Consider the following 26,698-nt stretch of genomic DNA (forward strand, 5'->3'; position numbering starts at 1 on the left):
TTTGCTGTCTGCCGAGCTTTCCATGCCTGACCTGCTTGACCGCTACCCGCTGACGGCGGGCACTTATCACGAACTGCTCGACGACAGTGGTGCTGTACGCCCGCACTGGCGGGGGTTGTTCGATCAACTGCAACGCAGCACGCCAACGCAATTGGTGCAGCGTCAGGCGCTGCTGACCCGGCAGATCCAGGAAAACGGCGTGACGTACAACGTCTACGCCGACCCCAAGGGCGCCGATCGGCCGTGGGAACTCGATCTGCTACCGCACGTGATTGCTGCGGATGAATGGCAGCAGTTATCGGCCGGGATCGCCCAGCGGGCACGCTTGCTCAATGCTGTGCTGGCAGATTTGTACGGCCCGCAACGCTTGATCGCCGAGGGCCTGCTGCCTGCTGAGCTGGTTTTCGGTCACAACAATTTCCTCTGGCCCTGTCAGGGCATCAGGCCGCCCGACGGGGCTTTTCTGCATCTGTATGCCGTGGATCTGGCGCGTACACCCGACGGTCGCTGGTGGGTCACGGCGGACCGGACGCAAGCGCCATCCGGTGCCGGTTACGCCCTGGAAAACCGCACCATCGTGTCCCGGGCCTTTCCCGAGTTGTACCGAGATTTGAAAGTGCAGCACCTGGCCGGGTTCTTCCGCACGCTTCAGGAAACCCTGGCCCGTCAGGCGCCGAGTGATGACGAAGCGCCGCTGATCGTGCTGCTGACACCGGGACGTTTCAACGAAAGCTATTTCGAACACCTCTATCTGGCGCGTCAGCTCGGTTACCCGCTGGTAGAGGGCGGCGACCTGACCGTCCGGGATGCCACGGTCTACCTGAAAACCTTGAGCGGACTGCGCCGGGTCCACGCGATCATGCGGCGCCTCGACGATGACTTCTGCGATCCGCTGGAGCTGCGCACTGACTCGGCCCTTGGCGTGCCGGGATTGCTGGAAGCGGTACGTCGAGGGCGGGTGCTGGTGGCCAACGCCCTCGGCAGCGGCGTGCTGGAGTCGCCGGGGTTGTTGGGCTTTCTGCCGAAGATCAATCAATTCCTGTTCGGCGAAGAACTGATTCTGCCCTCCATCGCGACCTGGTGGTGCGGTGAAGCACCGGTGCTGGCTCAGGCCCTGGAAAAATTGCCGAAGTTGTTGATCAAACCGGCGTTCCCGTCACAGAGCTTCACGCCAATATTTGGTCGCGATTTGAGTGAAAAACAGCGTCAGGAACTGGCCGAGCGCATGCAGGCCCGGCCTTACGCCTATGTTGCGCAAGAATTGGCTCAGCTCTCTCAAGCCCCGATCTGGCAGGCTGAAGACGGTCATCTGCAACCTCGGGCCATCGGCATGCGCGTGTACGCAGTGGCCAGCCGTGAGGGTTATCGGGTTCTACCTGGCGGCCTCACCCGGGTTGCCGCCGAAGCTGACGCCGAAGTGGTGTCGATGCAGCGTGGTGGCGCGAGCAAAGACACCTGGGTGTTGGGCGATCGCCCGCCGAGCGGTGAGCAATGGAAAACCCAGCGCACGATCGGTGTGCACGACCTGGTGCGACGGGATCCGTATCTGCCTTCGCGAGTGGTGGAAAACCTGTTCTGGTTCGGCCGTTATTGCGAGCGCTGTGATGACAGCGCGCGGCTGCTGCGAATCATGCTGGCACGGTATGTCGATGGCGACGACCCGCAAGCCCTGGAGGCGGCAGTCGACTTGGGCGAGCGGTTGATGTTGTTGCCTGATGAAGGCGAGTTGTCGGAGCGTTTACTGGCGGCATTGCTCGGTGATGACTGGTCGTTCAGCCTGCGCTCCAACCTGCAACGTTTGCAGTGGGCGGCCTCGCAGGTGCGCGGCAAGCTCTCGCGGGAAAACTGGCAAGCGCTGGTGGAGTTGCAGCGCGAAGCCATGGAGCTGGAAGCCGAAGAGCCGGATTTCGGCGAATTGCTGGATTTCCTCAACCGTTTGGTGATGTCCCTGGCGGCTTTATCCGGTTTCGCCCTCGACGACATGACCCGGGACGAAGGCTGGCGCTTCCTGATGATTGGCCGCCGGATCGAACGTCTGCAATTTCTCAGCGCCAGCCTGGCGGCATTTCTGCGCGGTGCCGGTGCTTTCGATCAGGCCGGCCTGGAATGGCTGCTGGAACTGGGCAACAGCAGCATCACTTACCGTTCGCGGTATCTGGCGGTGGCGCAACTGATCCCGGTGCTTGACCTGTTGCTGCTCGACGAGCAGAACCCCCACGCCGTGCTGTTTCAGTTGAAACTGGTGACTCGAACCTTGAAACGCTTGAATGACGACTTCGGCGTGCCTCGCGAAGCGGGGTTGCCACAGTTGGTGGAACGCTTGGCACAGTTCGATCTGGGATGCCTGGAGAACTCGCTGTTCGGCGAAGCCAGCGTTCGGGCGGCCATTGAGGGGCTGGCCGACCTGTTGCAAGAGATCGCGGACGCCAGCGGGCAAGTGTCGGATCGTCTGGCCTTGCGCCATTTCGCCCATGTCGATGACGTCAGCCAGCGCACGGTGTCCGTCTGATGAGCGCCCATTACCAGATTCTCCACGATACCCATTATCACTACGACAGCCCGGTCTCTCTGGCTCAGCAGCTCGCGCACCTGTGGCCGCGGTCGTGTGCCTGGCAGCGCTGCACCGAACAGCAACTGCAGATCAGTCCCGACCCGACGACCCGCCGCGATGAACTGGATGTGTTCGGTAATCCGCTGACCCGGTTGGCGTTCGAGCGGCCGCACGATGAATTGCTGGTCAATGCCCGGCTCACCGTCGAAGTGCTGGCCCGGCCTGCGCTGGATTTCAATCAATCCCCCGCGTGGGAAGAAACCCGCAACGCGCTGACCTACAGCAGTCAGCCGCTTCCCCCCGAATTGCTGGAAGCGTGTCGTTACCGGTTCGAATCGCCCTACGTGCATTTGAAGCGCAACTTCGTCGAGTTTTCCGAAAGCTGTTTTCCACCGGGTCGGCCGCTGCTGTTGGGTGTACAGGCGCTGATGGAGAAGATCTTCAGCGAGTTCACCTTCGATGCCGAGGCGACCCAAGTGGCGACGCCGCTGGTGGAAGTGCTGGAGCGCCGGCGCGGTGTTTGTCAGGACTTCGCTCACCTGATGCTCGCGTGTGTGCGCTCCCGTGGGTTGGCGGCGCGGTACATCAGTGGCTATCTGCTGACCCAGCCACCACCGGGCCAGCCGCGACTGATCGGCGCCGATGCGTCACATGCCTGGGTTTCAGTGTTTTGCCCGGTGCTCGGTTGGGTGGATTTCGACCCGACCAATAACGTGCAGCCGGCGCTGGAACACATCACCTTGGCCTGGGGCCGGGATTTTTCCGATGTCTCGCCGTTGCGTGGGGTGATTTTGGGCGGCGGCAACCATGACCCCGAAGTCCGTGTCACCGTGATGCCACTGGATTAACGCAGATCAAATTGTGGGAGCGAGCCTGCTCCGGGCGGCGTTCCGACGATAGCGGTGTATCAGTCAAATAATTGCTAAGTGTGCCGCCGTCATCGCGTGCAGGCTCGCTCCCACATGGGGATGTGCAAGTCAGTTCTGGAGGGGGTATTTCAGATTGGCCTGTGAGGGTCAGCAACATCGTTGCTGACCCTGGACACAGATCCGGTGGGCCTGATCAGATCATCGGGCCCTGAGGGTCTCAGGCGTCGGGCGCCTGATCTTTCGGTGCTTCAACATCATCTTCTGCGGCCACTTCACCTTCTGCATCCGGGTTCAGTGCGGCGGCTTCTTCTTCAGCTGTAGCTTTCTTGCGCTGAAGCTTTTCCTCTTTCTTCTGCTCCTTGGCCAAGTCTCTCTGACGTTTGGCGAAGGAATAATTGGGTTTAGCCATGGGCGATCCTCTGGGGTCGAAGGTGAGGTTGAGCGGCGCGTATTCTGCCCTGTATCGATGCCCAGCCGTTAGCTGGGTTTTTGCTCGATCCACTTTGGCACCACTGTCGGCTGCCAGGCATCCAGTTCATCAAGCAGGGTTTGCGGCGACTCGCTCACTTGCAGCATGTCACGGTGCGGTTCGCGAACGAAGCCTTCGCCGACGATATGATCGAGAAAAGACGTCAGTTTGCTGTAAAAACCGTTCACTTCCAGCAGCCCCAGCGGTTTGCCATGGTATCCGAGCTGGCCCCAGGTCCAGACTTCGAACAGTTCTTCCAGTGTGCCCAGGCCGCCGGGCAGGGCGATAAAGGCGTCACTGAGCTCGGCCATCCGCGCCTTGCGCGCATGCATGCCGTCGACCACTTCCAGACGAGTCAGGCCGCTGTGACCGATTTCTTTGTCTTTGAGGCTTTGCGGGATGATCCCGATCACTTCACCGCCGGCTGCCAGCGCAGCATCGGCGACGATGCCCATCAGCCCGACGGCACCGCCGCCATAGACCAGAGTCAGCTTACGCTCGGCCAATGCTCGCCCCAAGGCGACAGCCGCTTCACGATAAGCCGGGTTGGTGCCAGTGCTGGCACCGCAAAATACACAAACGGACGCTAAAGACATGCCTTACTCCATGGTCAGGATGGTCACAGAGTAAAGGCAGGCACACGGCGTTCCAAGGTCTAAACTTCGCGTTTAGGTGTTTCATAGGTACCGCTGGCGCCACAGGCGTAGGCGGCAAGCAAACTGCACAACAGGCTATTGATCGACATGACAGACGCTCCATATGAGTGAGTACGACCTGATGATAGGGCCGCCCCAGACGTCTGGTTGGTAGATTGTTTCGATAGGTGTCATAGCCCGAAAGTTGTATACAATTTATGATTCAGGTCATAGGAACTTGCGACGTTTTCAGGCAGTCTTCTGTCCATTAGCACTTTTGTTAACCCTGCCTTGGAGATTCACCATGTTTGCCAAACTTGTTGCGGTATCCCTGCTGACACTGGCCAGCAGCCAATTGATGGCTGCCGAATGCAAGGTCACTGTCGACTCGACTGATCAAATGTCCTTCGATACCAAGGCCATTGAAATCGACAAAAGCTGCAAGACGTTCACCGTGGAGCTGAAACACTCCGGCAACCTGCCAAAAAACGTCATGGGTCACAACTGGGTGCTGAGTAAAGAGGCTGATATGCAGCCAATCGCTACCGCTGGCTTGGCCGCTGGCATCGACAAGAACTATTTGCCGGAAGGCGACGCGCGCATCATCGCCCACACCAAAATCATTGGCGCCAAGGAAACCGACTCGGTGACCTTCGACGTGTCGAAGCTCGATGCTGGCGAGAAGTACGGCTTCTTCTGCTCGTTCCCTGGCCACATCTCGATGATGAAAGGCACGGTTACCCTGAAGTAATCGAATCGAGCTCATAAAAAAAGCGTCCACCGGACGCTTTTTTTGTGCCTGTCTGTTCGCTCAATCAAGGCGCAAACGGCATCACTCGCTTGTGATGAGTCTTTTTATACGTTTCACAAATGATCTTGAACGCTTCCTCACGCACCGGCTCGCCATGCAAAAACGCGTCGATCTCGGCGTAGGTCACGCCGTGGGACGCTTCGTCCGGCTTGCCGGGCGACAGGTCTTCAAGGTCGGCCGTCGGGATCTTTTCCACCAGCGACTCCGGCGCGCCGAAGCTGCGGGCGATGTCCCGGACCTGGTTTTTCACCAGACCGCTCAGTGGCGCCAGGTCGCAAGCGCCGTCACCAAACTTGGTGAAGAAACCCATCACCGCTTCCGCCGCGTGGTCAGTGCCGATCACCAGGCCATGGGCCGCGCCGGCGATGGTGTATTGGGCCACCATGCGCATCCGAGCCTTGGTGTTGCCCAGCACGAAATCCACCGAGACCGCGTGCTTGCCTTCGAAGGCTGCGACTTCACTGGCCAGGGATTTGACTGCCGGGCCGATGTTCACGGTGTGGCGCTCGTCCGGGGCGATGAAATCCACCGATGCCTGGGCGTCGTGTTCGTCGAACTGGGTTTCGTACGGCAGGCGCACGGCGATGAACTTGTAGCTGTCGTCGCCTGTGCGGGTGCGCAGTTCGCGCATGGCACGCTGGGCCAGCAGGCCGGCGGTCAGGGAATCGACGCCGCCGCTGATGCCGAGTACCAGGCTCTTGAGCCCGGAATTGACCAGGCAGTCCTGGATGAAGGTAATCCGCCGGGCGACTTCAGCCTCGAGGGCGGCCTGGTCGGCGAACGGCGGCTGGACCTTGAGCTGTTCAGCAATCTCACGCTGTTCGGCTTGCATGAATTCACTCCTTGCTAGATGTGCTTGATGTACTGGAAAGGGCGGCAGGTACTTTGAAAACGTGTCGCAAATAGGCGACGAAATTCGGGTCTTTGCAGTGAGTCTTGCCAGGCTCATCGGAGATCTTTGCCACCGGCTGGCCGTTGCAGGCGGCCATTTTAAGCACGATGCTCATCGGTTCGACACCCGGAATATCGCACGTCAGGTTGGTGCCGATGCCAAAGCTGACATTGATCCGACCGCGCAACGCCCGGAATATTTCCAGAGACTTGGGCAGCGTCAGGCTGTCGGAGAACACCAGCGTCTTGCTCATCGGGTCGATGCCGAGCTTGTGATAGTGAGCGATGGCCTTTTCCGCCCAGAGTACCGGATCACCGGAATCATGGCGCAGGCCGTCAAACAGCTTGGCGAAGTACAGGTCGAAATCGCTGAGAAAGGCATCGGTGGTGATGCAGTCGGTGAGGGCGATCCCCAACAGGCCACGGTACTCGCGGACCCAGCAATCGAGGGCGGCAATCTGACTGTCGATCAGCCGCGGGCCGAGTTGTTGGTGGGCCATGATCCATTCGTGGGCCATGGTGCCCAACGGCTTCATGTCCAGCTCACGTGAAAGGTGCACGTTGCTGGTGCCGACAAAACGACCGGGGAAATCGTGCTTGAGCACGTTCACCACTTCTTCCTGCACGCGGTACGAGAAGCGACGGCGAGTACCGAAATCGGCGACCTGCAATTCAGACAATTCCTCCGCGCTGGCGTTGGCGGTGAGCCAGTCGAACTTACGGTAGAGCTGCTCGCGCGCCTGCTCCAGGACGATCTCGCGGTAGCGATAGCGGTTGCGCACTTCGCTGACGATGGACAGCAGCGGCACCTCGAACAAGATCACGTGCAGCCATGGCCCGCGCAGGCGGATGAACAGCTCGCCGTTTTCGATACCGGTGTGGATGTAGCGCAAATTGAAGCGGAACAACCCGAGAAAGCGCAGAAAATCCGGTTTCATAAAGCTGATGCGCTCCATGAAACTCAACTGGTCAGCGCTCAGGCTCAACTCGGCAAGGCGCTCAATCTGGAAGCGGATTTCCGCCAAGTACGGGCGCAAATCTTCACTGTTACGGCAACGAAACTCCCATTCGACTTCCACGTTCGGGTAGTTGTGCAGCACCGCCTGCATCATCGTCAGTTTGTAGAAGTCGGTGTCGAGCAGGTTCTGCACGATGCGATCGCCAAACACGCTCTCGCTCATAACGGGGTTCTCCAGGCTGGCCGCAGCCCGTGGCAGCGACGTTGCAGCTGTTTCAATGAATGGGGCTAGTGGCGCATATCCGCGCAGGGTATTGCCAGCAATTTTTGTATCGACGAGTCACTGTGTAGGAGCTGTCGAGTGAAGCGAGGCTGCGATCTTTTGATTTTGCTTTTAAACAGCCAGATCAAAAGATCGCAGCCTCGTTTCACTCGACAGCTCCTACAGGGGGTTAGTCGTTAGGTGTTGGATGATTTAGTTGCTCCAGCATCCACTTCACAAAATCCCGCACCTTCGGCACTTCCGCCGAATGCTCCGGATACGCCAGGTAATAGGCATCGGTGCTCGGCATCGCGTGCTGCCAGGGTATGACCAGTTTGCCGTCGGCCAATTCCTCTTCCACCAGAAACCGCGGCAACAGCGCCACACCACAACCGACCTGGGCCGCACGGATGCACATGTAAAAGGTTTCGAAACGCGGGCCGTGGTAGCTGTGTTCGGTGTGGTAGCCCTGACTGTCGAACCAGTCGTGCCAGGCTTGGGGCCGGGAGGCGTTTTGCAGCAGGACCAGGTCGGTGAGTTGCGTAGGATCGGTGAACGGCGTGTCCGGCAGACTGCCCGGTGCGCAGACTGGCACCAGCTCTTCGCCGAACAGCTTCAGGCATTCAGTGCCGGGTCGTGAGCCTTGGCCGAAATAAAACGCCAGGTCGCTGCGACCTTGCAGCAGATCGTCGGCTTCCTGCTCGCTGCACAGGTCCAGATGGATCGAGGGATGGCGCAGGCGCCAGCCTTTCAAACGTGGCACTAGCCAGCGCGCGCCGAAGGTTGGAGGCGTCGAGACGCGCAGGACTTCAGTTTCACCGCCGTAGGAGCGCAGGTAGTGGGTCGACATCTCGACCTGCGTGAGGATTTTTCTTACCTCCACCAGGTACAAGTCACCGGCCGGGGTCATTTGCAGGCGTCGGCGAACCCGGCGGAACAACAGGTGCTGCAGCAATTCTTCGAGTTGCGCGACCTGTTTGCTGACAGCGCTCTGGGTCAGGTTCAGCTCTTCAGCCGCCCGGGTGAAGCTCAAATGCCGGGTTACGGCCTCAAAACACTGCAGCGCGGTGATCGACGGCAAGTAGCGTTTATTCAGCATTGGTTGTCCTTTTGCTTGTTTCTTTCTTACCAGCAATTCGCAGCATGAATAAACGGAATGATATCTCTCTTAAAGGTCGTTTGTTGGGTAACCTCCGGAGCGCTAAAACTACAGGCCTCACCAGCCGAATCAATCCGGCTGCACGTTTTCTGTTTTTCGCTTGAGGAGTGACCCATGGTTGCCGCATTGCTTGATCGTCTTGGTGTGAACCCGGCCCTGTACCAGAACGGCAAAGTGCCGGTGCATTCGCCGATCGATGGCAGCCAGATCGCCGCCGTGAACTGGGAAGGCGCCGCTGAAGTCGAGCAGCACATCAGTCGTGCAGATCATGCGTTCGAATTGTGGCGCAAGGTCCCGGCCCCGCGCCGTGGCGAACTGGTCCGCCAACTGGGCGATATCTTGCGTGAATACAAGGCCGACCTCGGCGAGCTGGTGTCCTGGGAAGCCGGCAAGATCACTCAGGAAGGTCTGGGTGAAGTTCAGGAAATGATCGACATCTGCGATTTCGCCGTCGGCCTGTCCCGTCAGCTGTACGGTTTGACCATCGCTTCCGAGCGTCCTGGCCACCACATGCGCGAAACCTGGCACCCGCTGGGCGTCGTTGGCGTCATCAGCGCGTTCAACTTCCCGGTGGCGGTCTGGGCCTGGAACACCGCGCTGGCGCTGGTCTGCGGCAACCCGGCGATCTGGAAACCGTCGGAGAAAACTCCGCTGACCGCACTGGCCTGTCAGGCGCTGTTCGACCGCGTATTGAAGAACTTCAGCGACGCGCCTCCGCACCTGAGCCAAGTGATCATCGGCGGCCGTGATGCCGGCGAAGCCCTGGTCGATGACCCGCGTGTCGCGCTGATCAGCGCCACCGGCAGCACCCGCATGGGCCGCGAAGTGGCACCGAAAATCGCCGCACGTTTCGCTCGCAGCATTCTGGAACTGGGCGGCAACAACGCAATGATCCTCGGCCCAAGCGCCGACCTGGACATGGCCGTACGAGCCATCCTGTTCAGCGCCGTCGGCACTGCCGGTCAGCGTTGCACCACGTTGCGTCGCCTGATTGCCCATGAATCGGTGAAAGAAGAAATCGTCACCCGCCTGAAAGCCGCTTACTCCAAAGTGCGCATTGGCAATCCACTGGAAGGCAATCTGATTGGTCCGCTGATCGACAAGCACAGCTTCGAAAACATGCAGGATGCGCTTGAGCAGGCCTTGAGCGAAGGCGGCCGGGTGTTTGGCGGCAAGCGCCAGCTGGAAGACAAATTCCCTAACGCTTATTACGTCTCGCCGGCCATCGTCGAAATGCCGGAGCAGAGCGACGTGGTTTGCAGCGAAACCTTCGCACCGATTCTGTACGTGGTCGGTTACAAGGATTTCGCCGAAGCGCTGCGCCTGAACAACGCCGTGCCACAAGGCTTGTCCTCGTGCATCTTCACCACTGACGTACGTGAAGCCGAACAGTTCATGTCGGCGGTGGGCAGTGACTGCGGCATCGCTAACGTCAACATCGGCCCGAGCGGCGCGGAAATCGGCGGGGCGTTTGGCGGTGAAAAAGAAACGGGCGGTGGTCGTGAATCTGGTTCCGATGCATGGCGCGGCTACATGCGCCGTCAGACCAACACCGTGAACTATTCGCTGGAGTTACCGTTGGCTCAGGGCATTACGTTCGACTAAATCTCGAGTCGAACAGTGATCCCCCTGTGGGAGCGGGCTTGCTCGCGAATGCAATCTGTCAGTCGACATTGATGGTGACTGACAGGCCGCTTTCGCGAGCAAGCCCGCTCCCACAGGTAAATGGTGTGTTGGTTAGGTTTCTGTTGGAGTCTGGCAATGCCGTTACGCGAAGAGTGTCTGTGGGAAAAACTGACGCCGCAAAGGCCTGACAACGCGGCGCTCAAGGGCGAGGTGACGGTGGATGTCTGCGTCATCGGCGCCGGTTTCACCGGTCTGTCGGCGGCGGTGCATCTGCTGGAAAAAGGCAAAAGCGTCTGTGTACTGGAGGCCCATCGCGCCGGTCATGGCGGATCGGGGCGCAATGTCGGGCTGGTCAATGCCGGAATGTGGATTCCACCGGACGAGATCGAAGCTGGGTTTGGCGAGGCGGTCGGCAGTCAGCTTAATCGCATGCTCGGTGCAGCACCGTCCCTGGTGTTCAGCCTTGTGGATAAGTACAACATCGATTGCCAGTTACGCCGTGAAGGCACATTGCACATGGCGCACAACGCCCGTGGCGAAGCGGACTTGCGCAGTCGTGAAGAACAATGGAAACGTCGCGGCGCGCCGGTTGAACTGCTGACCGGTCAAGCCTGCGAACAAGCGACGGGTACCAAAAAGATCGCCGCTGCGCTGCTCGATCGACGTGCCGGCACGATCAACCCAATGGCTTACACGACGGGGCTGGCCAAAGCGGCCATCGGTCTCGGCGGTCAGTTGTTCGATCATTCCCCGGTGACCCGACTCGAACGTCAGGGCCAGCGCTGGTCGGTACAAACCGCTCAGGGTTCAGTGCTTGCCGAGCAAGTCGTGATTGCTTCTAACGCCTACACCGAAGGTGACTGGACGGAATTGCGGCGTAACTTCTTCCCCGGTTATTACTATCAAGTGGCGTCGGTCCCGCTGACCGAAGAGGCTGCGCAGCAAATTCTCCCGGGTGGCCAGGGTTCCTGGGACACCCGCCAGGTCCTCAGCAGTGTTCGTCGCGATAAGGATGGCCGTCTGCTGCTCGGCAGTCTCGGTAATGGCAATCAGAAGCCGACCTGGTTCCTCAAAGCCTGGGCCGACCGGGTTCAGCAGCACTACTTTCCTTATCTCAAACCGGTGGAATGGGAATGTACCTGGACCGGTTGCATCGCCTTCACCCCCGATCATTTGATGCGTTTGTTCGAGCCGGCGCCCGGTTTGGTGGCAGTCACCGGTTACAACGGCCGGGGCGTCACTACCGGCACAGTCGTCGGCAAAGCCTTTGCCGATTATCTGTGTAACGGAAATCCTCAAGCACTGCCGATTCCCTTTGCGCCCATGCAGCCATTGGCGGGCGTGGGATTGCGCAGCTGTCTGTACGAGGCCGGATTCTCGCTGTATCACGCAGGCCAGTGCCTGCGGATCGTTATTTGATTGTTGAAATTTGTTGCTGAAAGCGGCGCTTTTTCGCGCAGCGACTAGCCTGTAAAAGGTGCGGGTTGTAGCAGTTGCGCACCAGCAGTGTGCACTTCGGTGACGCACGTTGTTACAGGCTGGTTGCACGTCGTTTGGCGCCGCGGTTGCAATGATGGCGCGCTAGGGTTGCGCCTTTAAAAATAAATGGTTTCACCTTCCGCGGTTTAGACGGTTGCACGCCCAATGAAAATGGGATCGAAACAGTCGAAATAACAATAAAGCAGCGACTTTTTTCAGAATAAAAAACCGATGGCACGGCCCTTGCTCTGAGCATTCAGGAAGTCGCAGTGCTAACTAAAAAAAACCTTGGAGCACCACCTCATGTCCCAGACGTTTTACAAAAAAGGCTTTTTGGCCCTCGCAGTGGCAACTGCGTTGGGTGTTTCTGCGTTTGCACAGGCTGATGTGAAAATCGGTGTGGCGGGACCAATGACAGGCGCCAACGCGGCATTTGGCGAACAGTACATGAAGGGTGCACAGGCTGCGGCCGATGCGGTCAACGCAGCGGGCGGCGTAAACGGGGAAAAAATCGTACTGGTCAAGGGCGATGACGCCTGCGAACCGAAACAGGCTGTGACGGTCGCCAAGGACCTGACCAACCAGAAAGTCGCTGGCGTAGTCGGTCACTTCTGCTCCTCCTCGACCATCCCGGCTTCGGAGATCTACGACGAAGCGGGCATCATCGCGATCACTCCTGGCTCCACCAACCCGGCTGTTACCGAGCGCGGCCTGAGTGCCATGTTCCGTATGTGCGGGCGTGACGACCAGCAAGGCATCGTGGCCGGCGACTACATCGTCGACGTGCTCAAGGGCAAGAAAGTCGTGGTCCTGCACGACAAGGACACCTACGGTCAAGGCCTGGCGGACGCTACCAAGGCCCAGCTGGAAAAACGCGGTGTGAAACCGGTGCTGTATGAAGGCCTGACCCGTGGCGAGAAAGATTTCAGCACCATCGTCACCAAAATCCGCGGCGCTGGCGCCGACATCGTCTACTTCGGTGGTCTGCACCCGGAAGCCGGTCCTCTGGTTCGCCAACTGCGTGAGCAAGGCCTCAAAGACGTCAAGTTCATGTCCGACGACGGCATCGTAACCGACGAACTGGTGACCACCGCTGGTGGCCCGCAATTCGTCGACGGCGTACTGATGACCTTCGGCGCTGACCCGCGCATGCTGCCAGACAGCAAGACCGTGGTTGACGCGTTCCGTAAAGCCGGTACCGAGCCTGAAGGCTACACCCTGTACGCCTACGCTTCGGTTCAGACCCTGGCAGCTGCCTTCAATGGCGCCAAGTCCAACAAAGGCGAAGAAGCTGCCAAATGGCTGAAAGCCAACACGGTCAAAACCGTGATGGGCGAGAAGGCCTGGGATTCCAAGGGCGACCTGAAAGTCTCCGACTACGTGGTTTACCAGTGGGACAAGGACGGCAAATACCACCAACTGGAAAAACAGAAGTGATATGAACAGCTGATTGCCCGGCGCCTTGCGCCGGGCAATCAATCAACATGTCCGTGCAGTACCTGTCTTTTCTCGTAGAGCTGCACACAACCGTGTTACGCCGGCGGCTGAACCCCGGTCCGTCGTACCCGGCTTCTGTGCAGTCTCTCAAATGCGTGAGATTGCGTTATGGATGGTATTTTCCTGCAGCAACTGGTCAACGGCCTGACCCTCGGGTCGGTCTATGGCCTGATCGCCATCGGCTACACAATGGTCTATGGCATCATCGGCATGATCAACTTCGCCCACGGCGAGGTTTACATGATTTCCGCTTACCTCGCGGCGATCAGTCTGGCTCTGCTGGCATACTTCGGTATTGAATCCTTCCCTCTGCTGATGCTTGGCACACTGATCTTCACCATCATCGTCACGGCGGTGTATGGCTGGGTCATCGAACGGGTTGCCTATAAACCCCTGCGTAACTCCACCCGACTGGCACCGCTGATCAGCGCCATCGGCATTTCACTGATCCTGCAAAACTATGCACAGATCGCTCAAGGCGCGAAGCAACAAGGGGTTCCGACCTTGCTCACGGGTGCCTGGCGCGTCGAAATCGGTACAGGTTTTGTGCAGTTGACCTACACCAAGATCTTCATTCTGGTCGCAGCGTTTGCCGGGATGGCCCTGCTGACCTACGTCATCAAGTACACCAAGCTCGGCCGCATGTGCCGCGCTACCCAGCAAGATCGCAAGATGGCCTCGATTCTGGGGATCAACACCGATCGGGTGATTTCCTACGTGTTCATCATCGGTGCAGCGATGGCGGCCCTGGCCGGCGTGCTGATCACCATGAACTACGGCACGTTCGACTTTTACGCCGGCTTCATCATCGGGATCAAAGCGTTCACCGCAGCGGTACTCGGCGGGATTGGCTCGCTACCCGGTGCGATGCTCGGCGGGATCATTCTCGGGATTTCCGAGTCGTTGTTCTCAGGTCTGGTGAACTCGGACTACAAAGACGTTTTCAGCTTCTCGCTGCTCGTTCTCGTTCTGGTCTTTCGGCCCCAAGGCCTGCTCGGCCGTCCTCTTGTGTCGAAGGTGTAAGCGATGTCTTCAACCACTAAAAAAACCATTGATCTCAAAAGAAGCCTGGTTGACGCGATTCTTGCCGGCCTTGTCGCCCTGATTGTGTTCGGCCCGATTGTCGGCGTGGTCCTCGATGGCTATGGCTTCAACCTGGAAACGACCCGTGTGGCGTTGATTGTCGCCATCGTCATGGCGGGCCGCTTCGCCCTGAGCCTGTTCCTGCAAACCCCCAAGGGCCTGAGAATTCTCGAAGGCTTTGAAAGCACCGGTTCCGGGGTGCATGTATTGCCGCCTGACTATAAATCCCGGTTGCGCTGGATCATTCCGGTGTTGATCGTCGTAGCCGTGGTGTTCCCGTTTTTCTCCAACTCCTACCTGCTGGGCGTGGTCATCCTCGGGCTGATCTACGTGCTGCTGGGCCTGGGGCTGAACATCGTGGTCGGTCTGGCTGGCCTGCTCGACCTGGGTTACGTGGCGTTCTACGCCATCGGTGCTTATGGGTTGGCGCTCGGTTACCAATACCTTGGCTTGGGCTTCTGGACGGTGCTGCCGCTGGCGGCGATCATCGCTGGCCTTGCCGGCTGCATTCTCGGTTTTCCGGTGTTGCGCCTGCACGGTGACTACCTGGCAATCGTGACCCTGGGCTTCGGTGAAATCATCCGGTTGATCCTCAATAACTGGCTGTCCCTGACCGGCGGCCCGAATGGTATGGCCGCTCCGTTGCCAACCTTCTTCGGCATCGAGTTCGGCAAAAGGGCTAAAGAGGGCGGGGTGCCGTTTCATGAGTTTTTCGGCATCGCCTATAACCCGGACGTGAAGTACTTCTTCATCTACGCGGTGTTGTTCCTGGTGGTGCTGGCCGTGCTGTACGTCAAGCACCGCTTGACCCGCATGCCGGTCGGCCGCGCCTGGGAAGCCTTGCGTGAAGACGAAATCGCTTGCCGCTCTATGGGCCTGAACCATGTACTGGTCAAACTCTCGGCGTTCACCATCGGTGCATCGACGGCCGGTCTGGCCGGTGTGTTCTTCGCCACCTACCAAGGCTTCGTCAACCCGACCTCGTTCACCTTCTTCGAATCGGCATTGATCCTCGCCATCGTGGTACTCGGCGGTATGGGCTCGACCATCGGCGTGGTGATTGCGGCCTTCGTGCTGACCGTCGCCCCGGAACTGTTGCGGGGTTTCGCGGAATATCGCGTGCTGCTGTTCGGCATCCTGATGGTGTTGATGATGATCTGGCGACCGCGCGGCCTGATTCGGATCAGCCGTACCGGTGTGACCCCGCGTAAAGGAGTAGCGCCATGAGCGAAGTCGTACTCTCGGTCGAGAAGCTGATGATGCACTTCGGTGGCATCAAGGCGCTGAGTGATGTCAGCCTGAAGGTGCACCGCAATTCGATTTTCGCCCTGATCGGCCCCAACGGCGCCGGCAAGACCACGGTGTTCAACTGTCTGACCGGGTTCTACAAAGCCTCCGGCGGCAAAATCGAACTCAACATTCGCGGCGAGGAGACCAATGTCATCAAGCTGCTGGGTGAATCGTTCAAACCGACCGATTTCGTCTCGCCGAAATCTTTCGCCAGCCGGATGTACTACAAAATGTTCGGCGGCACCCATCTGGTGAACCGGGCCGGCCTGGCGCGGACGTTCCAGAACATTCGCCTGTTCAAGGAAATGTCGGTGCTGGAAAACCTGCTGGTGGCCCAACACATGTGGGTCAACCGCAACCTGCTGGCCGGTATCCTCAACACCAAGGGCTACCGCAAGGCCGAAAGCGATGCGTTGGACCACGCCTTCTACTGGCTGGAAGTCGTCGACCTGGTGGACTGCGCCAACCGTCTGGCCGGTGAACTGTCCTACGGGCAGCAACGCCGTCTGGAAATCGCCCGGGCCATGTGTACCCGTCCGCAGATCATCTGCCTCGACGAACCGGCCGCTGGCCTCAACCCTCAGGAAACCGAAGCGCTGAGCGCGATGATCCGGCTGCTGCGCGACGAGCACGATCTGACCGTGGTGCTGATCGAACACGACATGGGCATGGTAATGAGCATTTCTGACCACATCGTGGTGCTGGACCACGGTATCGTCATCGCCGAGGGCGGCCCCGACGATATACGCCGCGATCCGAAAGTGATTGCGGCCTATCTGGGCGCCGATGAAGAGGAAGTGGTGCTATGAGCCAACCCATCCTCGAACTCAAGGAACTGGACGTGTTTTACGGGCCGATCCAGGCCCTGAAGAAAGTCTCGCTGCACATCAATGAAGGTGAAACCGTCAGCCTGATCGGCTCCAACGGTGCCGGAAAATCTACCCTGCTGATGTCGATTTTCGGTCAGCCGCGGGCGGCGGACGGGCAGATCATCTATCAGGGTGTGGATATCACTCACAAGTCATCCCACTACATCGCCTCCCACGGTATCGCTCAATCGCCGGAAGGCCGGCGGGTATTCCCCGACATGACCGTCGAGGAAAACCTGTTGATGGGTACCATCCCTATCGGTGACAAGTACGCCACCGAGGACATGCAGCGCATGTTCGAGCTGTTTCCGCGGCTCAAGGAGCGACGTACCCAGCGGGCCATGACCATGTCCGGCGGCGAACAGCAAATGCTCGCCATCGCCCGTGCGCTGATGAGCCGTCCAAAATTGCTGTTGCTCGATGAGCCGAGCCTGGGGCTGGCACCGATTGTGGTGAAACAGATCTTCGCGACTCTGCGGGAACTGGCGAAAACCGGCATGACCATCTTCCTGGTGGAGCAGAACGCCAACCACGCCCTCAAACTGTCGGACCGGGCGTACGTGATGGTCAACGGCGAGATCCGCCTCACGGGCACCGGCAAGGAGCTGCTGGTTAACGAGGAAGTGCGCAACGCCTATCTCGGCGGCCACTGAGTCTGCGCTGCAACAACAAGCCCCGACGAGCAATCGCCGGGGCTTTTTTACACCTCCAAAACACCACTAATCCCTGTGGGAGTGAGCTTTCTGGAAATTGTGGAAAACAATATTCACAAGCTCTCAAACCGCGACATAAAGCCGCTGCAAATAGTTGTTTTGTCACGGTTTTGACTTGTCCCCGTTTGCTGTGGAGCTGGCTGTGAATAACGTGGGAGTAGCTGGCTGAAAGCCTTTGAAAACGTGGCTTGCAGAGTTGTGGTTGTTTTTTGATCAGGCGTTTTTGCGGGACCGCGAGCGGGCTTTGTCAACCTTTTTGTTGATGACGAAAACGGGCCAAAACAGGGTAGAGCTGCCTGTGGATAAGTCTGTGGTTAAACTCTGGAAAGACTCGGCTGAAGGCCGTAGTTACTGGCTTGGCGCCATCGTCGGCATGACCGGTCAATCGTGCAAAATGCCATGGGCTACACAGCCGACGTTCCAGGGTCAAGCAAAAAAATTTCCAATTTGCCCGCAAAGCCTTGTGCACAGCGGCTTACAGCTTTTCCACTTGCCCCCGGAAACTGTGGACCGACCTGTGGATAAGGTGCGCGCACATGGCTGAAAGCCACGGCGGGCAAGGCGTGGCAACGGTTGGACGTTTTTTGTACAGCTTCTGCGGTAGTTGCCGCTGTGGGCAAGGCCGGGCATGCTGGCTGCTGATTTTCTATTCCAGTGGCTAACGATCAGCCGAAGCAAGGAGAACACGATGTCCAACACCCTGTTTATTACCGGCGCGACCTCCGGTTTTGGTGAAGCCTGCGCCCGTCGTTTTGCCGAAGCCGGCTGGAAACTGGTGCTGACCGGCCGTCGTGAAGAGCGCCTCAATGCGCTGTGCGCCGAGTTGTCGAAGCAGACCGAGGTCCACGGCCTGGTGCTCGACGTGCGTGATCGCAAGGCCATGGAGGAGGCGATTGCCAACCTGCCGCCGTCCTTCGCCAAACTGCGCGGGCTGATCAACAACGCCGGGCTGGCCCTGGGTGTTGACCCGGCGCCCAAGTGCGACCTCGACGATTGGGACACCATGGTCGACACCAACATCAAAGGCCTGATGTACAGCACGCGTCTGTTGTTGCCCCGCCTGATCGCTCACGGTCGTGGCGCCGGCATCGTCAACCTCGGCTCCATCGCCGGCAACTACCCGTACCCGGGCAGCCATGTGTATGGCGCGAGCAAAGCGTTCGTTAAACAGTTCTCCCTGAACTTGCGCTGCGACCTGCAAGGTACGGGCGTGCGGGTCAGCAATATCGAGCCGGGCTTATGCGAAAGCGAGTTCTCACTGGTGCGTTTTGCCGGTGACCAGGAGCGTTACAACGCGACCTACGCCGGTGCTGAGCCGATCCAGCCGCAAGACATCGCCGACACCATTTTCTGGGTGCTCAATGCCCCGGCGCACATCAACATCAACAGCCTGGAGCTGATGCCGGTGAGCCAGACGTGGAGCGGGTTTGCGATTGAGCGTAATGCTGGCAAGGTTTAAGTCCGCGTAACGGCCATCGCGGGCAAGCCACGCTCCCACAGGTTTTGTGTTGAATGCCCATTTCGCGAACGACACAAACCCTGTTGGAGCGAGCTTGCTCGCGATAGCTATGTGTCAGTCAGCGCAGATAATCGGCTAATCCGCGATAGCAGGTTGCCAAGTGATAAGGCGTCGTCGAAGGCATGTCATTGCGACTGACATCGCCATTCTCATCCCGACACTCATACCATCCGCCCACATGCAGAAAGTGTTGCTGCAACGCCTGCAATTGGCGTTGTACCGAACCTTCGCTGTTCGGACGCAAGGTCAGAGCGCGCAGGTATTCAGCCTGGGCCCATATGCGTTGGGTGGCATCCTTGGGACGGCCATCCAGATCGAGCGACGCCCGCACTGCGGCGGTTTGCGGATCGACACCCAGCTGTTCGGTGAACGCAAAGGCGCGTTCCAGAGAGGCGTGGAGTGTCGAACCGCGCAGCAACGAAGACGATTCCAGCAGGAAATACCACTCGAACTGGTGCCCCGGTTCAAACCAGTTATCCACAGCGCCCAGCGGTTTCTCCATCAACACACCGTGTTGCGGGTCGATAAAACGCTTCTGCATGGCTGTGCATAACTCGACGAGCGCGTCTTGCACGGCGACGTCTTCGCGCACCGACAGCGTGGCGAGGAAGGCTTCGGCCAAGTGCATCAGGGGATTTTGCAGCGGCCCGGACTCGAGCGAGGACCCGTCACGGTCGAGGTTGGCTTCGTACAGGCCGTCGCCCGTGGCGAAGCGCTGCGCGACCACTTCCAGTACGGCGTTGAGCACCGATTCCACCAGCGGTTCGCGAACTTTGTCCCAGTAATGGGCGCAGGCGAACAGGATGAAAGCGTGGGTGTAGAGGTCTTTGCGCTGATCCAGGGGCGCACCCTGAGGGTCAACGCTATAGAACCAGCCGCCATGCTCGGCATCGTGGAAATGCTGCTGCAGGGAACGGAACAGCGCTGCGGCGCGCTCTTCGGCGGCCGGTACCTGGCCGATCAGGCTGGAAAACAGGTAAAGCTGCCGCGCGCAGGCCATGGCGCGATAGCGTTGGGGCGGCAGCGGTTGGTGCTCGGCGTCCAGCGCCTCATAGGGCAGCGCCATGTCGGCATTCCAGCCGGGACCTTGCCAGAGCGGCACGATCACGTCCTGGAAGTGCTGTTGCACTGAGGCAAACAGAGCGGTCAATTCAGGCTGGGAGGCGGAGCGGGAAACAGGCGGCATTGGCTGGCGTCGTCACGGCAGGGTTGATTGCGCGACATGTTATCAGGCCTGAGAGATACGGTGTCTGTCAGACCGCCTTCGCGAGCAGGCTCGCTCCCACAGTGGAGCTGTGCACACAGAACAAATGTGGGAGCGACGGTGCGACGATTCGACCTGCTCGCGATGAGGCCCTCGCAGGCGATAGAAAGTCAGCCCGCCAACAACCACACGCCAGTCGCCGCTGAGGCCGCACCCGCCAGTCGAACCAACGGCGCCGCCCGCACCACGGCGTAACCCAATCCATGCAAGGCAGCCGTCGCCGCTATAAAACCCGCCGCATATGCCCAAGGGCTCGACATCTGCGGCAACTCCAGCCCGTGCGCCACCCCGTGGAACAGCGCAAACAAAGCGGTTGCCGCAACGGCGAGGCTCAACGGCGGACGCACGGCCAAAGCCACCGCCAGACCCAGCGCCAGCACCGACGCCGCAATCCCGCTCTCCAGCGCCGGCAGGTTCAGCCCTTCAAACCCCAGCAACCCGCCGATCAGCATGATGCCGACGAATGTGCACGGCAGCGCCCAGCGTGCAGCGCCTTTCTGTTGTGCCGCCCACAAGCCGACCGCAACCATTGCCAACAAGTGATCGAGGCCTCCGATCGGGTGGCTGATGCCGGCGATCAAACCGTTGTCGCCATGCCCCGGGTGGGCGAAGGCGATGGCCGGGGTCAGCAGCAGGGCCATGGCGCCCAGAATGCGTTTAAGTGTCATGGATAAGCTTCCTTGTTGATAAAAGTTGGTCGTGTTCACGCCGCTGTCAGCAGGCCTTGGCGTTCGATGAAGGCGATGATTTCTTCCAGGCCGAGGCCGGTTTTCTGGTTGCTGAAAACGAACGGCTTGCCGTTGCGCATGCGCTTGGTGTCGCTGTCCATCAGTTCCAGCGACGCACCCACCAATGGCGCGAGGTCGATTTTGTTGATCACCAGCAGATCCGATTTGCAGATTCCCGGGCCGCCCTTGCGCGGCAGTTTGTCGCCGGCCGAGACGTCGATCACATAAATGGTCAGGTCGGACAGCTCTGGGCTGAAGGTGGCAGACAGGTTGTCGCCACCGGATTCCACAAGGATCAGGTCCAGCCCCGGAAAGCGGCGGTTCAGTTGGTCCACGGCTTCGAGGTTGATCGAAGCGTCTTCGCGGATCGCCGTGTGCGGGCAGCCACCGGTTTCCACGCCGATGATCCGCTCCGGCGCCAGGGCCTCGTTGCGCACCAGAAAGTCGGCGTCTTCACGGGTGTAGATGTCGTTGGTGACCACCGCCAGGTTGTAGCGGTCGCGCAGCGCCAGGCACAGGGCCAAAGTCAAAGCGGTTTTGCCGGAACCGACCGGGCCGCCGATGCCGACGCGCAGAGGTTGTGTGTTCATGTGCTTCTCCAAAATAACAGGCCCAAAATAAAGGCCCTAGGAACGGAACAGACGGCTGTACTGGCGCTCATGGGCCATGCACGCCAGGGACAGGCCGAAAGCGGCGCTGCCATAGTGTTCGGGGCTGATTCGAGTGGCGTTCTGTTGGGCCTCTTGCAGCAGCGGCAGCAATTGGCTGGTCAGGCGTTGAGCGGCTTGCTGGCCCAGCGGCAGGGTTTTCATCAGCACCGCCAGTTGGTTTTCTAGCCAACTCCAGAGCCACGCCGCCAGCGCGTCCTGCGGGCTGATCGTCCAGGCGCGAGCGGCCAGTGCCCAGCCGAGGGCCAGGTGCGGTTCGGGACGTTGTTCAAGAAAGGCGCGGGCCGGAGCATCAAGCTCAGGCAAACCGTTGAGCAGTTGCTGCAACGAATAGCCCATCTGCCGGCTCTCCTGATGCAGCTCGCGAGTTTCCCGGCTGGCGCGATGTTCTTCGCAGCGTTGCAGCAGTTCGGCCCAGTTTTCTTCTGCCGCGGCCACACAATGGGCGAGCAGCAACGGCGCTTCGAAACGCGCCAGGTTCAGCAGCAACTGATCACTGATCCAGCGACGGGCGCTGTCAGGACCATTCACCCGACCGTTATCCACCGCCATTTCCAGGCCTTGGGAATAGCTGTAACCGCCAATCGGCAACTGCGGACTGGCCAGGCGCAACAGCGCCCAGGCTGGGTTCATAGCCGCACGCCGAACTGGTGCAGTTTCGGCGGGTAGTTGAAGTCTTCATCGCCGTGGCGCGAATGGTGATGGCCGCCGCCATAGGCGCCGTGTTCCGGCTGGAACGGCGCTTCAATGTTCTCGACCTTGGCATCAAGCTGTTCGAGCATGGCCTTGAGCACGTAGTCGTCGAGCAGGCGTAACCAGCCGTCGCCAACTTGCAGGGCGACGTGGCGGTTGCCGAGGTGATAGGCGGCGCGAGTCAGTTCGAAAGCATTGGCGCAGGTGACGTGCAGCAGTTGTTCGGCCCGGGCGCAGACGCGGACGATGCGCCCGTCTTCGGCTTGCAGGCACTCGCCGTCATACAGGGGCGGCTGACCGCGCTCCAAAAACAATCCGACGTCCTCACCCTCGGCACTGAAACAGCGCAAACGGCTTTTGCTCCGGGCTTCGAAGATCAGGTGCAACTCGGCGGCCCAGACGGGTTGAGGGTCGATTCTGCGATGAATCACCAGCATCGGAAGGCTTCCAGCAATGGACAATGCTTAGGCTAGAGCAAGGGGCTTGCCAATCGGGTGATGCGTGGGAAATGCCTGTCGGAGCTTGGTGGTCATTTCTGGATGTCGCAGAATTTTGAGCGGGAGTGGTGCGTGGATGTTTGAGTTGCACCGAATTGATGCGTTGATTGTTTTTTGTGGGAGCGAGCTTGCTCGCGATGATGGCGGTGTATCCGTCGCATGAAGTGTTGATTGCACTGACGCTATCGTCGGAACGCCGCCCGGAGCAAGCTCGCTCCCACAGGGTTACTCGGTGCTGCCCAAGCCTTGCCAGTGTTTGAGGCCAATAAAGATAAAGCGCAACTGCTGAGTGATTTTTGCCTGCGGCGTCAGATGCTCGGGCAGCGCCTGCGCCGGCGGATCAATGATGTCCGGCAAGGTCGCGAACACGCTTTTAACAATCAGATCAGCCATGACACTCAGGCCGGCGATGTCCAGGTGTTGCAGTTTCGGCATCAAGGACAAGTCGGCCGCCAGGTCCGAGCTGATGTCTTCGCGCAAACGGCCGATGGCCTGGCGCACTGGCAGCGAACCGCCGTACTGCTCGCGGGCCAGAAACAGGAACTGCGAGCGATTGGCCGTAACCACGTCGAGAAAGATCCGCACCGAGGCGTCAATGATGCCGCCCATGACGAACTCGTTGTGGCGCACCAAGCGAATGGTTTCGCGGAAGGTCTGACCGACTTCACTCACCAGCACCAGGCCCAGTTCATCCATATCGGAGAAATGCCGGTAGAAACCGGTGGGCACAATCCCGGCGGTTCTGGCGACTTCGCGCAGGCTCAGGCTGCCGAATCCTCGGCCGCATTCCATCAAGTGGCGGGCAGCGTCCATCAGGGCGTTGCGGGTCTGTTGTTTCTGTTCGGCGCGGGGCAGCATCGCAAGGGTATTTTCTGGATAAGACAGCGGCGCACTCTAGCAAATCGGCTTTACCGGCGTCGAACGACTATCGGGGGATCAAGCGGGGAAGTGAGGCATCTATAACGTCAAAAGCCCAATCCGGAGATTGGGCTTTTTTTCAGGGCCGCCATCGGCTCAGCTCAAAGCGCTGTTGCGTTCGATGACACGGTCACCACCACCTTCGGCCAGGGTTTGACCTTGTGGAGTGCGATCGGAACCATCAGCAGCCAGGGTTTGACCTTGTGGAGTGCGATCGGAACCATCAGCAGCCAGGGTTTGACCTTGTGGAGTGCGATCGGAACCATCAGCAGCCAGGGTTTGACCTTGTGGAGTGCGATCGGAACCATCAGCAGCCAGGGTTTGACCTTGTGGAGTGCGATCGGAACCATCAGCAGCCAGGGTTTGACCTTGTGGAGTGCGATCGGAACCATCAGCAGCCAGGGTTTGACCTTGTGGAGTGCGATCGGAACCATCAGCAGCCAGGGTTTGACCTTGTGGAGTGCGATCGGAACCATCAGCAGCCAGGGTTTGACCTTGTGGCGTACGGTCCGAACCATCCTGGGTGATCAGGCCTTTTTCCTTCAGGCGATCATTGCCACCTTCGGCAAGGGTCTGGCCTTGTGGAGTGCGGTCGGAGCCATCGGCTGCGACGGTTTGGCTGAACACCGAGTGGGTGGATTTGACTTGTGGGGTTGCCTGGTCAGCAGCCGGCAGGGCGAAAGCTGTGCTGGCCAGCATCGAGAGGGTAAGGCTAAACAGTAATTGGCGTTTCATGATTGGGTGCTCCGTAGGAGGGCGATAAAGTGGGTACGAGGGCAATGCTACTCTCGATAAGTCGATATAAAAGTTCATAAACGCAATGGTAATAATCAACGGAATTGATTGTTCCGTGAAACGGCTCTAAATCGGGCGTTTCCGGCGGACGCTTTTGCGCTGAGATGGGTATTTTCGACTCACTTGCGCCTTGCAAAAGTGCGGGTCCGGTAACGCTGGATTGAGGGGTATCCTGTCGCCGACCGATTATTTGAGCGTTAAGCGGTATTTCGGTTAAACCTGCGCGCCATTTCCCAGTCCTAGACTCCATGGCAGGCCGGTTCTGTCCTAACGTTTCAAACGTGCGTCGCAGTCAGGGCGCTCAGTCGTATCAGGAGCCCTGTGCAATGACGCGCACTCGTAAAGTTGTTACCTGGAGCCTCGCCAGCCTTGTTGTCTTGCTGGCCGTACTGGTTCTGATCATCGCGTTCTTCGATTGGAACCGGATCAAACCACCGCTTAACGCCAAAATTTCCGAAGAGCTGCACCGCCCGTTCGCCATCAACGGCAACCTCGCGGTGGTCTGGCAGCAGGAACCCGATGAGGGCGGCTGGCGCGCGTGGGTGCCGTGGCCGCATGTCGTGGCGGAGGACCTGAGCCTGGGCAACCCGGACTGGTCGAAGAAGCCGCAGATGGTCACCCTCAAACGCGTCGAGTTGCGCATCTCGCCCTTAGCCTTGTTGGCTCGACGCGTGGTGATCCCGCGTATTGACCTGATCGAGCCGAATGCCGACCTCCAGCGCCTGGCCGATGGTCGCGCCAACTGGACCTTCAAATTCGACCCCAAAGACCCGAACGCCGAGCCTTCAAGCTGGGTGGTGGACATCGGTGCGATCGGCTTCGACAAAGGCCACGTCACCCTCGACGACCAGAACCTGAAGACTCAGCTCGACTTGATCATCGACCCGCTGGGCAAACCGATTCCGTTCAGTGACATCGTCGGTGAAAAAGCGGCGAAAACCGCGTCGGAGAAGGGCGCTGCGCCGCAGGATTACGCATTCGCGCTGAAGGTCAAAGGCCAATACCACGGCCAGAAACTCGCGGGCGAAGGCAAAATCGGCGGCCTGCTGGCGTTGCAGGACGCGGCCAGACCGTTCCCGCTTCAGGCACAAATGAAGATCGCTGACACCCGCGTCGAACTTGCCGGCACCCTCACCGATCCACTGAACCTCGGCGCCATGGACTTGCGCCTGAAACTGGCCGGCACCAGCCTGGGCAATCTCTACCCGCTGACCGGCGTGACCCTGCCGGATACACCGCCGTACGAGACTGACGGCCACTTGATCGCCAAGCTGAATGAAGCGGATGGTGCAGTGTTCCGTTACGAAGAATTCAACGGCAAGATCGGTCAGAGCGACATCCATGGCAGCCTGGCCTATGTCGCCAGTCAGCCGCGCCCGAAGCTGAGCGGATCGCTGGTTTCCAATCAACTGCTGTTTGCCGACCTGGCCCCGCTGATCGGTGCCGATTCCAACACCAAACAAAAGGCCCGTGGCGGTGAAAGCAAGCAGCCGGCGGACAAGGTATTGCCGGTCGAAGAGTTTAAAACCGAACGCTGGCGCGATATGGACGCTGACGTCGAGTTCACTGGCAAGCGCATCGTCCACAGCGAAAAACTGCCGTTCAAGGATCTCTACACCCACCTGATACTCACTGACGGCGTGCTCAGCCTTGAGCCCCTGCGCTTCGGCGTAGCCGGTGGCAATCTCGATGCTCAGATTCGCCTCAATGGCCGAACCGAACCATTGGAAGGCAAGGCCAAACTCACCGCGCGCAAATTCAAACTCAAGCAGCTGTTCCCGACCTTTGAACCGATGAAAACCAGTTTCGGCGAGCTCAATGGCGATGCCAACATCACCGGTCGTGGCAACTCGGTGGCCAAGCTGCTGGGAACCGCCAATGGCAATCTGAAGATGCTGATTAACGATGGCGCTATCAGTCGCGAGTTGATGGAGCTGGCCGGGCTCAACGTCGGCAACTATGTGGTCAGCAAGATCTTTGGCGACAAGGAAGTGAAGATCAACTGCGCTGCCGCCGACTTCGACATCAAGACCGGACTGGCGACCACGCGCCTGTTCGTCTTCGATACCGAAAACGCGATCATCTACATCGATGGCACGGCCAACATGGCGACTGAGCAACTGAACCTGACCATCACCCCGGAATCCAAGGGCTGGCGGTTGATATCGCTGCGTTCGCCGCTGTACGTGCGGGGCAAGTTCATCAAGCCTGATGCAGGTGTGAAGGCTGTGCCGCTGATACTGCGCGGGGCCGGGATGGTGGCGTTGGGCGTCATTGCCGCACCGGCGGCGGGGTTGCTGGCGCTGGTGGCGCCGAGCGGTGGCGAACCGAATCAGTGCGCGCCGTTGCTGGAGCAGATGAAGGCCGGCAAGGCGCCAGTCACCGTCAAACCCACAAAGTAAACGGTTGGCTATGAGGACGCCTTCGTCGGAATGCCGCCCAGACCAAGCCTCG

Annotated in this window: 25 protein-coding genes; 13 read left to right on the plus strand and 12 right to left on the minus strand. The window is 59.4% G+C overall.

What is annotated here, in order from left to right; genetic code table 11:
* Positions 1-22 precede the first annotated feature (22 nt).
* Together QFW87_RS02725 and QFW87_RS02730 are read left to right on the plus strand one after the other, a co-directional pair.
* On the plus strand, positions 23-2,509 hold the full coding sequence (locus tag QFW87_RS02725) for a circularly permuted type 2 ATP-grasp protein (protein ID WP_283189752.1): 2,487 nt from the start codon (positions 23-25) through the stop codon (positions 2,507-2,509).
* A complete protein-coding gene (locus QFW87_RS02730) occupies positions 2,509-3,399 on the plus strand; it encodes a transglutaminase family protein (protein WP_283189753.1) in 891 nt (296 codons plus the stop codon). The genes QFW87_RS02725 and QFW87_RS02730 overlap by 1 nt, the downstream gene beginning before the upstream one ends.
* Before the next feature lie 238 nt (positions 3,400-3,637).
* Here QFW87_RS02730 and QFW87_RS02735 read toward each other — a convergent pair whose 3' ends face one another.
* Together QFW87_RS02735 and QFW87_RS02740 are read right to left on the minus strand one after the other, a co-directional pair.
* Positions 3,638-3,829, minus strand: a complete 192-nt coding sequence (locus QFW87_RS02735) for a hypothetical protein (RefSeq protein WP_018928487.1) — start codon at positions 3,827-3,829, stop codon at positions 3,638-3,640.
* Positions 3,830-3,897: 68 nt separating this feature from the next.
* Positions 3,898-4,485: a TIGR00730 family Rossman fold protein gene (locus tag QFW87_RS02740; RefSeq protein ID WP_008157022.1), complete on the minus strand. Its 588-nt coding sequence runs from the start codon at positions 4,483-4,485 to the stop codon at positions 3,898-3,900.
* A gap of 343 nt (positions 4,486-4,828) precedes the next feature.
* Between QFW87_RS02740 and azu the strand changes: the two genes are divergently transcribed.
* Positions 4,829-5,275 carry an azurin gene (gene azu / locus QFW87_RS02745; RefSeq protein WP_283182729.1) on the plus strand — a complete coding sequence of 149 codons (447 nt, stop codon included), beginning with the start codon at positions 4,829-4,831 and terminating at the stop codon, positions 5,273-5,275.
* 64 nt (positions 5,276-5,339) lie between these two features.
* Here azu and nadE read toward each other — a convergent pair whose 3' ends face one another.
* From nadE to QFW87_RS02760, 3 genes are all read right to left on the minus strand, one after another.
* The gene (gene nadE, locus QFW87_RS02750; protein WP_283182730.1) at positions 5,340-6,167 is read right to left on the minus strand and encodes an ammonia-dependent NAD(+) synthetase; all 828 of its coding nucleotides are present in this window, start codon (positions 6,165-6,167) and stop codon (positions 5,340-5,342) included.
* A 4-nt stretch (positions 6,168-6,171) separates the two neighbouring features.
* Complete coding sequence (gene pncB, locus QFW87_RS02755; protein ID WP_283182731.1) at positions 6,172-7,407, minus strand: nicotinate phosphoribosyltransferase; 1,236 nt, start codon at positions 7,405-7,407, stop codon at positions 6,172-6,174.
* Between the two features lie 229 nt (positions 7,408-7,636).
* Positions 7,637-8,545, minus strand: coding sequence for a LysR substrate-binding domain-containing protein (locus QFW87_RS02760; protein WP_283189754.1), 909 nt, complete (start codon positions 8,543-8,545; stop codon positions 7,637-7,639).
* A 174-nt stretch (positions 8,546-8,719) separates the two neighbouring features.
* On the opposite strand from QFW87_RS02760, the gene QFW87_RS02765 reads away from it, so the two are divergent.
* From QFW87_RS02765 to QFW87_RS02805, 9 genes are all read left to right on the plus strand, one after another.
* Positions 8,720-10,210 carry an aldehyde dehydrogenase family protein gene (locus QFW87_RS02765; RefSeq protein ID WP_283189755.1) on the plus strand — a complete coding sequence of 497 codons (1,491 nt, stop codon included), beginning with the start codon at positions 8,720-8,722 and terminating at the stop codon, positions 10,208-10,210.
* A 156-nt stretch (positions 10,211-10,366) separates the two neighbouring features.
* Complete coding sequence (locus QFW87_RS02770; RefSeq protein ID WP_008153371.1) at positions 10,367-11,650, plus strand: FAD-binding oxidoreductase; 1,284 nt, start codon at positions 10,367-10,369, stop codon at positions 11,648-11,650.
* A 363-nt stretch (positions 11,651-12,013) separates the two neighbouring features.
* Positions 12,014-13,147, plus strand: coding sequence for an ABC transporter substrate-binding protein (locus QFW87_RS02775; RefSeq protein WP_283182733.1), 1,134 nt, complete (start codon positions 12,014-12,016; stop codon positions 13,145-13,147).
* A 168-nt stretch (positions 13,148-13,315) separates the two neighbouring features.
* Complete coding sequence (locus QFW87_RS02780) at positions 13,316-14,230, plus strand: branched-chain amino acid ABC transporter permease LivH (protein WP_283182734.1); 915 nt, start codon at positions 13,316-13,318, stop codon at positions 14,228-14,230.
* Positions 14,231-14,233: 3 nt separating this feature from the next.
* Positions 14,234-15,517 carry a high-affinity branched-chain amino acid ABC transporter permease LivM gene (livM, locus tag QFW87_RS02785; protein ID WP_283182735.1) on the plus strand — a complete coding sequence of 428 codons (1,284 nt, stop codon included), beginning with the start codon at positions 14,234-14,236 and terminating at the stop codon, positions 15,515-15,517.
* Entirely contained in the window at positions 15,514-16,389 is an 876-nt protein-coding gene (locus QFW87_RS02790; protein WP_283189756.1) for an ATP-binding cassette domain-containing protein, read from the plus strand. The genes livM and QFW87_RS02790 overlap by 4 nt, the downstream gene beginning before the upstream one ends.
* Complete coding sequence (locus tag QFW87_RS02795) at positions 16,386-17,102, plus strand: ABC transporter ATP-binding protein (RefSeq protein WP_283182737.1); 717 nt, start codon at positions 16,386-16,388, stop codon at positions 17,100-17,102. The genes QFW87_RS02790 and QFW87_RS02795 overlap by 4 nt, the downstream gene beginning before the upstream one ends.
* Before the next feature lie 235 nt (positions 17,103-17,337).
* Positions 17,338-17,706 (plus strand): hypothetical protein, encoded by a 369-nt coding sequence (locus QFW87_RS02800; protein ID WP_283182738.1) that lies wholly within the window; start codon positions 17,338-17,340, stop codon positions 17,704-17,706.
* Between the two features lie 144 nt (positions 17,707-17,850).
* Positions 17,851-18,621, plus strand: coding sequence for an SDR family oxidoreductase (locus tag QFW87_RS02805; RefSeq protein ID WP_283182739.1), 771 nt, complete (start codon positions 17,851-17,853; stop codon positions 18,619-18,621).
* A 118-nt stretch (positions 18,622-18,739) separates the two neighbouring features.
* Here QFW87_RS02805 and QFW87_RS02810 read toward each other — a convergent pair whose 3' ends face one another.
* From QFW87_RS02810 to QFW87_RS02840, 7 genes are all read right to left on the minus strand, one after another.
* On the minus strand, positions 18,740-19,867 hold the full coding sequence (locus QFW87_RS02810; protein WP_283189757.1) for an AGE family epimerase/isomerase: 1,128 nt from the start codon (positions 19,865-19,867) through the stop codon (positions 18,740-18,742).
* Positions 19,868-20,055: 188 nt separating this feature from the next.
* Positions 20,056-20,613 (minus strand): HupE/UreJ family protein, encoded by a 558-nt coding sequence (locus QFW87_RS02815; protein WP_283189758.1) that lies wholly within the window; start codon positions 20,611-20,613, stop codon positions 20,056-20,058.
* Positions 20,614-20,648: 35 nt separating this feature from the next.
* Positions 20,649-21,263, minus strand: a complete 615-nt coding sequence (ureG, locus tag QFW87_RS02820) for an urease accessory protein UreG (protein WP_008157381.1) — start codon at positions 21,261-21,263, stop codon at positions 20,649-20,651.
* Between the two features lie 36 nt (positions 21,264-21,299).
* Positions 21,300-21,974 (minus strand): urease accessory protein UreF, encoded by a 675-nt coding sequence (locus QFW87_RS02825; RefSeq protein WP_283189759.1) that lies wholly within the window; start codon positions 21,972-21,974, stop codon positions 21,300-21,302.
* The gene (gene ureE / locus QFW87_RS02830; protein ID WP_283182743.1) at positions 21,971-22,471 is read right to left on the minus strand and encodes an urease accessory protein UreE; all 501 of its coding nucleotides are present in this window, start codon (positions 22,469-22,471) and stop codon (positions 21,971-21,973) included. Before ureE ends, QFW87_RS02825 begins: the two co-directional genes overlap by 4 nt.
* Positions 22,472-22,756: 285 nt before the next feature.
* Entirely contained in the window at positions 22,757-23,389 is a 633-nt protein-coding gene (locus tag QFW87_RS02835) for a TetR family transcriptional regulator (protein WP_283182744.1), read from the minus strand.
* Positions 23,390-23,545: 156 nt separating this feature from the next.
* Complete coding sequence (locus QFW87_RS02840; RefSeq protein ID WP_283189760.1) at positions 23,546-24,184, minus strand: hypothetical protein; 639 nt, start codon at positions 24,182-24,184, stop codon at positions 23,546-23,548.
* A 386-nt stretch (positions 24,185-24,570) separates the two neighbouring features.
* Here QFW87_RS02840 and QFW87_RS02845 point away from each other — a divergent pair, with 386 nt between their 5' ends.
* Positions 24,571-26,646 carry an AsmA family protein gene (locus tag QFW87_RS02845; RefSeq protein ID WP_283189761.1) on the plus strand — a complete coding sequence of 692 codons (2,076 nt, stop codon included), beginning with the start codon at positions 24,571-24,573 and terminating at the stop codon, positions 26,644-26,646.
* Positions 26,647-26,698: the final 52 nt, after the last annotated feature.

Source organism: Pseudomonas sp. PMCC200344 (genome assembly GCF_030053095.1).
Classification (GTDB): Bacteria; Pseudomonadota; Gammaproteobacteria; order Pseudomonadales; family Pseudomonadaceae; genus Aquipseudomonas; species Aquipseudomonas svalbardensis.